Genomic DNA, 5,505 nt, shown 5'->3' on the forward strand with positions numbered 1-5,505 from the left:
CCCCCTTCCCCGTCTCCTACCGCAGGCGGGCCAGCGTGGCCTCCAGGAGGCGGACCACCGACGTGTCCGCCACGCCCGCCACCTCCTCGTACGCGAACCAGCGCAGGTCCAGCGACTCCTCGCTGATCTCCGCCACCGCGTCCGCCGGCGCGAGCGCCGCGTACTGCACGTCCAGGTGCCAGTGGCAGGGCGCCGGGATCGGATGCCGGTCGAGCCGCACCGGACCGCCGGGCAGCAGCGTCAGGCCCGTGATCCCGGACTCCTCCGTCGCCTCGCGCAGCGCCGCCGCCTCCACCGTCGCGTCACCCGGCTCGCAGTGGCCGCCCATCTGCAGCCACATGCCGAGCTTCTTGTGGAGCGTCAGCAGCACCCGTCCCCGCGAGGGGTCGATCACCAGCGCGCTGGACGTCAGGTGTCCGGCCCCGCAGGGCTTGTACATGCCGTCCGGGTGCTCGGCGAGATGGTCCAGGTAGGCCTGCCGGAGCTCGTCCTGGTCCCCGTACTCCTTCAGTACGAGGACCGCGTCGTCGTGCAGGGTCACGTGGCGTCGTCGTCCTTGCCCTGGTCGTCGGAGCGGCCCTCCGCCGCCTCGCCGAGCATCTTGTCGAGCTCGGAGAAGTCGAGGTGCTCGCGGTGGACGAAGCCGTCGGGGTCGTCCAGGTCGGTCGCCGTCGGCAGCATGTCCGGGTGCTCCCACAGGCCGTCGCGGCCGTCGACGCCGCGCGCGTCGGTCAGCGAGGCCCACAGGCGCGCCGCGTCCCGCAGCCGCCGCGGACGCAGCTCCAGACCGATCAGCGTCGCGAACGTCTGCTCGGCGGGACCGCCCGAGGCGCGGCGCCGGCGCAGCGTCTCGCGCAGCGCGTCCGCCGACGTCAGCCGGGACTTCGCGGCCTCGTGGACCACCGCGTCCACCCAGCCCTCGACCAGCGCGAGCGCCGTCTCCAGACGGGCCAGCGCCGCCTTCTGCTCCGGGGTGTCCTCCGGCTGGAACATGCCCTGCTGGAGGGCCTCCTGCAGCTGCTCCGGGTGCGTCGGGTCGAGCTGGCCGACGGCCTCCTCCAGCTTCGAGGTGTCGACCTTGATGCCCCGCGCGTACCCCTCGACCGCGCCGAACAGGTGCGCCCGCAGCCACGGCACGTGCGCGAAGAGCCGCTGGTGGGCGGCCTCGCGCAGGGCCAGGTAGAGCCGCACCTCGTCCGAGGGCACGCCCAGGTCCTTGCCGAAGGCCTCGATGTTCAGCGGCAGCAGCGCCGCGCGGCCCGCCGGGCCGAGCGGCAGACCCACGTCGGTCGAACCGACGACCTCGCCGGCCAGCGCGCCGACGGCCTGCCCGATCTGCTGGCCGAACATGGCGCCGCCCATCGAGCGCATCATGCCGATCAGCGGACCGGCCATGGCCTGCATCTCCTGCGGCAGGACGTCGCCCATCGCCGAGCCGACCCGCTCGGCGACCGGGTCCACCAGCTGCTGCCACGCGGGCAGCGTCGCCTCGACCCACTCGGCGCGGCTCCACGCCACGGCCGTGCTCGCGCCCGAGGGCAGCGAGGTCACGCCGTCCAGCCACAGGTCGGCCAGGCGCACGGCCTCCTCGACCGCGGACTTCTCGGCCGGGCCCACACTGGCGTCCTTGGTGCCGTCGGCCGTGCCCTGCGCCACCACCTGGCGGGCGATCTGCTTGGCCATGTCCCAGTTCACGGGACCGCCCTCGTAGCTCAGCATCTGCCCGAGCTGCTGGAAGGCCGCCCCCAGGTCGTTGGGGTTCAGCGAGCCGAACATCGCGGCGAACGGGTTGTCCGCACCGCCGGGACCGCCCATGCCCGGCAGCCCGCCGAAGCCGAACGGGTTCGCCCCGAACGGGTTGCCGCCCTGGCCGCCGGACCCCTGGCCACCTCCGGCGGGGTCCTTCTTCTTGCCCTCGTCGCCGTTCTCCGGCTCCTCCGGCGGAAGGCCGAATCCGAATGGGGTGTCACTCACAGGTTTCCTCGGCTCGTAGGGCCGCCGGCCTCCTGCCGACGGCGACTGCCCGACCAGGCCTGTCAGACAGACCCGCACACCACCAGCGTAGACATCCGGGCCGGAAATGGGCTCGGTGCTCCGCCGGGCCGTGCCCTGCGGCAGGATGGACGCCACCTGGTCCGTACGCGTCATGCGGCGTACGTACTGAAGACAACCGCTGGAGACGCCCGGTGAGTTCCCCAGATCCTCAGGTTCGCGGAGCGCGAAACCCCTCAACCCGGTCCGCCGCGCGCGGCCCCGTCGTCGCGGTCACCGGCGCCGCCTCCGGCGTCGGCGACCTGCTGACCAGGAGCCTCGCCGCCTCCGACGAGGTCAAGCGGGTCATCGCCATCGACGAGCGCCGGGGCGAGGTCGCCGAGGCGCAGTGGCACATCCTCGACGTGCGCGATCCGGCCATCGCCGAGAAACTGCGCGGCGCCGACGTCGTCGTGCACCTCGCCGTCGACCTCGACCTGGAGACCGACCCCGCCGCCCGGACGGCCTACAACGTGCGCGGCACGCAGACCGTGCTCACCGCCGCCGCGGCCGCCGGCGTCCGCCGGGTGGTCCTGTGCACCTCCGCGATGGTCTACGGCGCCCTGCCCGACAACGACATCCCGCTCTCCGAGGACGCCGAGCTCAGGGCCACCGCCGAGGCCACCGGCGTCGGCGACATGCTGGAGATCGAGCGCCTCGGCCGCCGGGCGCCCCGCGCGCACCCCGGGCTCAACGTCACCGTCGTCCGCCCGGCGGTCCTCGTCGGCGGTACGGACACGGCGCTGACCCGCTACTTCGAGTCGCCCCGGCTGCTCGTCGTCGCCGGGTCCCGGCCCACCTGGCAGTTCTGCCACGTCGACGACCTGGTGAGCGCCCTGGAGTACGCGGCCCTGGAGAAGGTCGACGGCGAGCTCGCGGTCGGCTGCGAGGGCTGGCTGGAGCAGGAGGAGGTCGAGGAGCTCTCCGGGATCCGGCGCATGGAGCTCCCCTCCGCCGTCGCCCTCGGCGCGGCGGCCCGCCTCCACCGGATCGGCCTCACCCCGTCCCCGGCGGGCGACCTCGCGTACACCATGCACCCGTGGGTGGTCAGCGTCGGACGGCTGCACGACGCCGGCTGGCGGCCGAAGTGGACCAACGAGGAGGTCCTCGCCGCGCTGCTGGCCGAGGCCGAGGGCCGCCACACGGTCGCCGGACGCAGGCTGGGCCGCAAGGACGCCACGGCGGCGGGCGCCGCCGGTGCAACGGTCGCGCTGCTCGGCACGGCGGCGCTGGTCCGCCAGATGAGGAAGCGGCGCGGCTTGTAGGACCCTCCTACGGAGGGTCCCGTCCACAGGTCGAAAGGTCTCTTACCGGATGTCGGCGGCGTACGGCACCATGGGCTCATGGCGCAGACGCACGACCACCCCGGTGAGCAGGCAGCGGACGACCCGATCAAGCTGCTCGCGATCCGTGACACCCCGCTCTCCGTCGACGAGGTCTTCCGGGCCGTCGGCGACGACGCCTCCGGTGGCACGACCCTCTTCGTGGGCACCGTGCGCAACCACGACGGCGGCGCGGACGTCGACGCGCTGGGCTACTCCTGCCACCCCACCGCCGAGGCGGAGCTGCGCCGCGTCGCGGAGAAGGTCGTCGCGAACTACCCGGTCCGCGCCCTCGCCGCGGTCCACCGCGTGGGCGACCTGCGCGTCGGCGACATCGCGGTCGTCGTCGCCGTCTCCTGCCCCCACCGCGGCGAGGCCTTCGAGGCCAGCCGCAAGCTCATCGACGACCTCAAGCACGAAGTCCCCATCTGGAAGCACCAGACCTTCTCGGACGGCACAGAAGAGTGGGTCGGCGCCTGCTGAGCGTTCACCCGGAGACTGGGGGTCCCCCCGGCCGGAGGCTGGGGGAGGGTGGGCGCCTGCTGAGCGTTCACCCGGAGACTGGGGGTCCCCCCGGCCGAAGGCTGGGGGAGGGTCGGCGCCTGCTGAGCGTCCGCCGGCAGGGCAAGGCGGCGCGCCGACAGGGCGTAGCCGAACGCCCGATTTGCGTAACCGGCCCCCAGGCGCGAGCGTTGATCTCACAGATGACACAGTCTGCTGATCAACTCACTGGGGATGGGAGGTCGGGATGGCAGCGCTGGCCTGGTTGCTGATTCCGCTTTTCGCAGTCGTCGGCGCGGCGATATGGGGAAGCTGGGCTTCGAGGAACAAGACCATAGGTGACGTGGCCGAACTCGCCGGCTACGCACGCTTCAGGGACGCGATGGAACGCGCCCACCCCACGGCCCCCGATTCCGCTCGGGCCGAACGCGAACCGGCCGCCGCGGCCGGCGGTGTCAGCACCTCGCCGTCGAGCTGACGCCCTGCGCCTCGTACGGACCCGCCCCAGGGGTGCACCCACAGACGAGTCCCGTACTGTCGTTCCATGCCACGCCGCACCGCGACGATGCTCGCCTCCACCCTGGTCCTGATCTGTCTGCTCATCGCGGGCGTTCTGATCCCGGTGCCGTACGCGGAGATGAGCCCGGGGCCCACGGTCAACACCCTCGGCGAGGCCAGGGGAGAACCCGTCCTGCAGATCTCGGGACGCAAGACCTACCCGACCGACGGCCACCTGAACATGACGACGGTCCGCGTCACCAGCGCGGACTACAAGATGAACGCCGTCGAGGCGGTCTACGGCTGGCTCGCCCACGACAACGTGGTGGTGCCGCACGACACCCTCTACCCGGACGGGAAGACCGAGGAGGAGTCGAGCCAGGAGAACGCCGAGGAGTTCAGCCAGTCCCAGGAGAGCGCCAAGGTGGCCGCGCTCGGGGAGCTGGGGATCCCGGTGGTCGCCCGGGTCGTCGTCGGCACCGTCGTGAAGGGCTCCCCGGCCGAGGGCAAGCTGCACGCCGGGGACGTGATCAAGGCCGTCGACGGCGTGCCGATCAAGGAGCAGGCGGACGTCGCCAAGCAGGTGACGAAGCGCAAGCCCGGCAAGGACGTCGAGTTCACGATCGTCCCCGCCAAGGAGGCGGCCGCCGCGGAGAAGGCGCGCCGGGAGCCGAAGGTCACCCAGAAGGTCGTCATCACGACCACCACCTCCGAGGAGGGGGACAGGGCCGTCGTCGGCATCCAGGCCGGCACCGACCACGTCTTCCCGTTCACGATCGACATCAACCTGGCGGACGTCGGCGGCCCCAGCGCCGGCCTGATGTTCGCCCTCGGCATCGTCGACAAGCTCACCCCGGAGAGCCTCACCGGCGGCAAGTTCGTCGCCGGCACCGGCACGATCGACGACAAGGGCGAGGTCGGCCCGATCGGCGGCATCGAGATGAAGCTGGTCGGCGCGCGCAACGCGGGCGCCGAGTACTTCCTCACCCCGGCCGACAACTGCGAGTCCGCCGCCTCGGACACGCCCGAGGGCCTCACCCTCGTCAAGGTGGACACCATCGACGACGCCACCAAGTCGCTGGAGAAGCTCCGCAAGGGCGACACCGCGTCGCTCCCGAGCTGCTCGAAGAGCTGACGTCCGATACGCCGAAGG

General features: G+C 72.4%; 6 protein-coding genes. 4 read left to right on the top strand and 2 right to left on the bottom strand.

Annotated features, from left to right (window positions below):
• Window positions 1–16: 16 nt before the first annotated feature.
• Window positions 17–541, bottom strand: coding sequence for an NUDIX hydrolase (locus tag ACFCY7_RS39550; protein ID WP_376490919.1), 525 nt, complete (start codon window positions 539–541; stop codon window positions 17–19).
• Window positions 538–1,974, bottom strand: a complete 1,437-nt coding sequence (locus ACFCY7_RS39555; RefSeq protein WP_376490920.1) for a zinc-dependent metalloprotease — start codon at window positions 1,972–1,974, stop codon at window positions 538–540. Before ACFCY7_RS39555 ends, ACFCY7_RS39550 begins: the two co-directional genes overlap by 4 nt.
• Window positions 1,975–2,186: 212 nt before the next feature.
• Between ACFCY7_RS39555 and ACFCY7_RS39560 the strand changes: the two genes are divergently transcribed.
• From ACFCY7_RS39560 to ACFCY7_RS39575, 4 genes are all read left to right on the top strand, one after another.
• Window positions 2,187–3,296, top strand: a complete 1,110-nt coding sequence (locus ACFCY7_RS39560) for an SDR family oxidoreductase (protein ID WP_376490921.1) — start codon at window positions 2,187–2,189, stop codon at window positions 3,294–3,296.
• A 78-nt stretch (window positions 3,297–3,374) separates the two neighbouring features.
• Entirely contained in the window at window positions 3,375–3,836 is a 462-nt protein-coding gene (locus ACFCY7_RS39565) for a molybdenum cofactor biosynthesis protein MoaE (RefSeq protein ID WP_376490922.1), read from the top strand.
• 265 nt (window positions 3,837–4,101) lie between these two features.
• Window positions 4,102–4,332 (top strand): hypothetical protein, encoded by a 231-nt coding sequence (locus ACFCY7_RS39570; protein WP_367827775.1) that lies wholly within the window; start codon window positions 4,102–4,104, stop codon window positions 4,330–4,332.
• A gap of 66 nt (window positions 4,333–4,398) precedes the next feature.
• Window positions 4,399–5,487 (top strand): PDZ domain-containing protein, encoded by a 1,089-nt coding sequence (locus tag ACFCY7_RS39575; RefSeq protein WP_376490923.1) that lies wholly within the window; start codon window positions 4,399–4,401, stop codon window positions 5,485–5,487.
• Window positions 5,488–5,505 lie beyond the last annotated feature (18 nt).

It is taken from the genome of Streptomyces sp. NPDC056361, assembly GCF_042262805.1.
Taxonomy (GTDB): Bacteria; Actinomycetota; Actinomycetes; order Streptomycetales; family Streptomycetaceae; genus Streptomyces.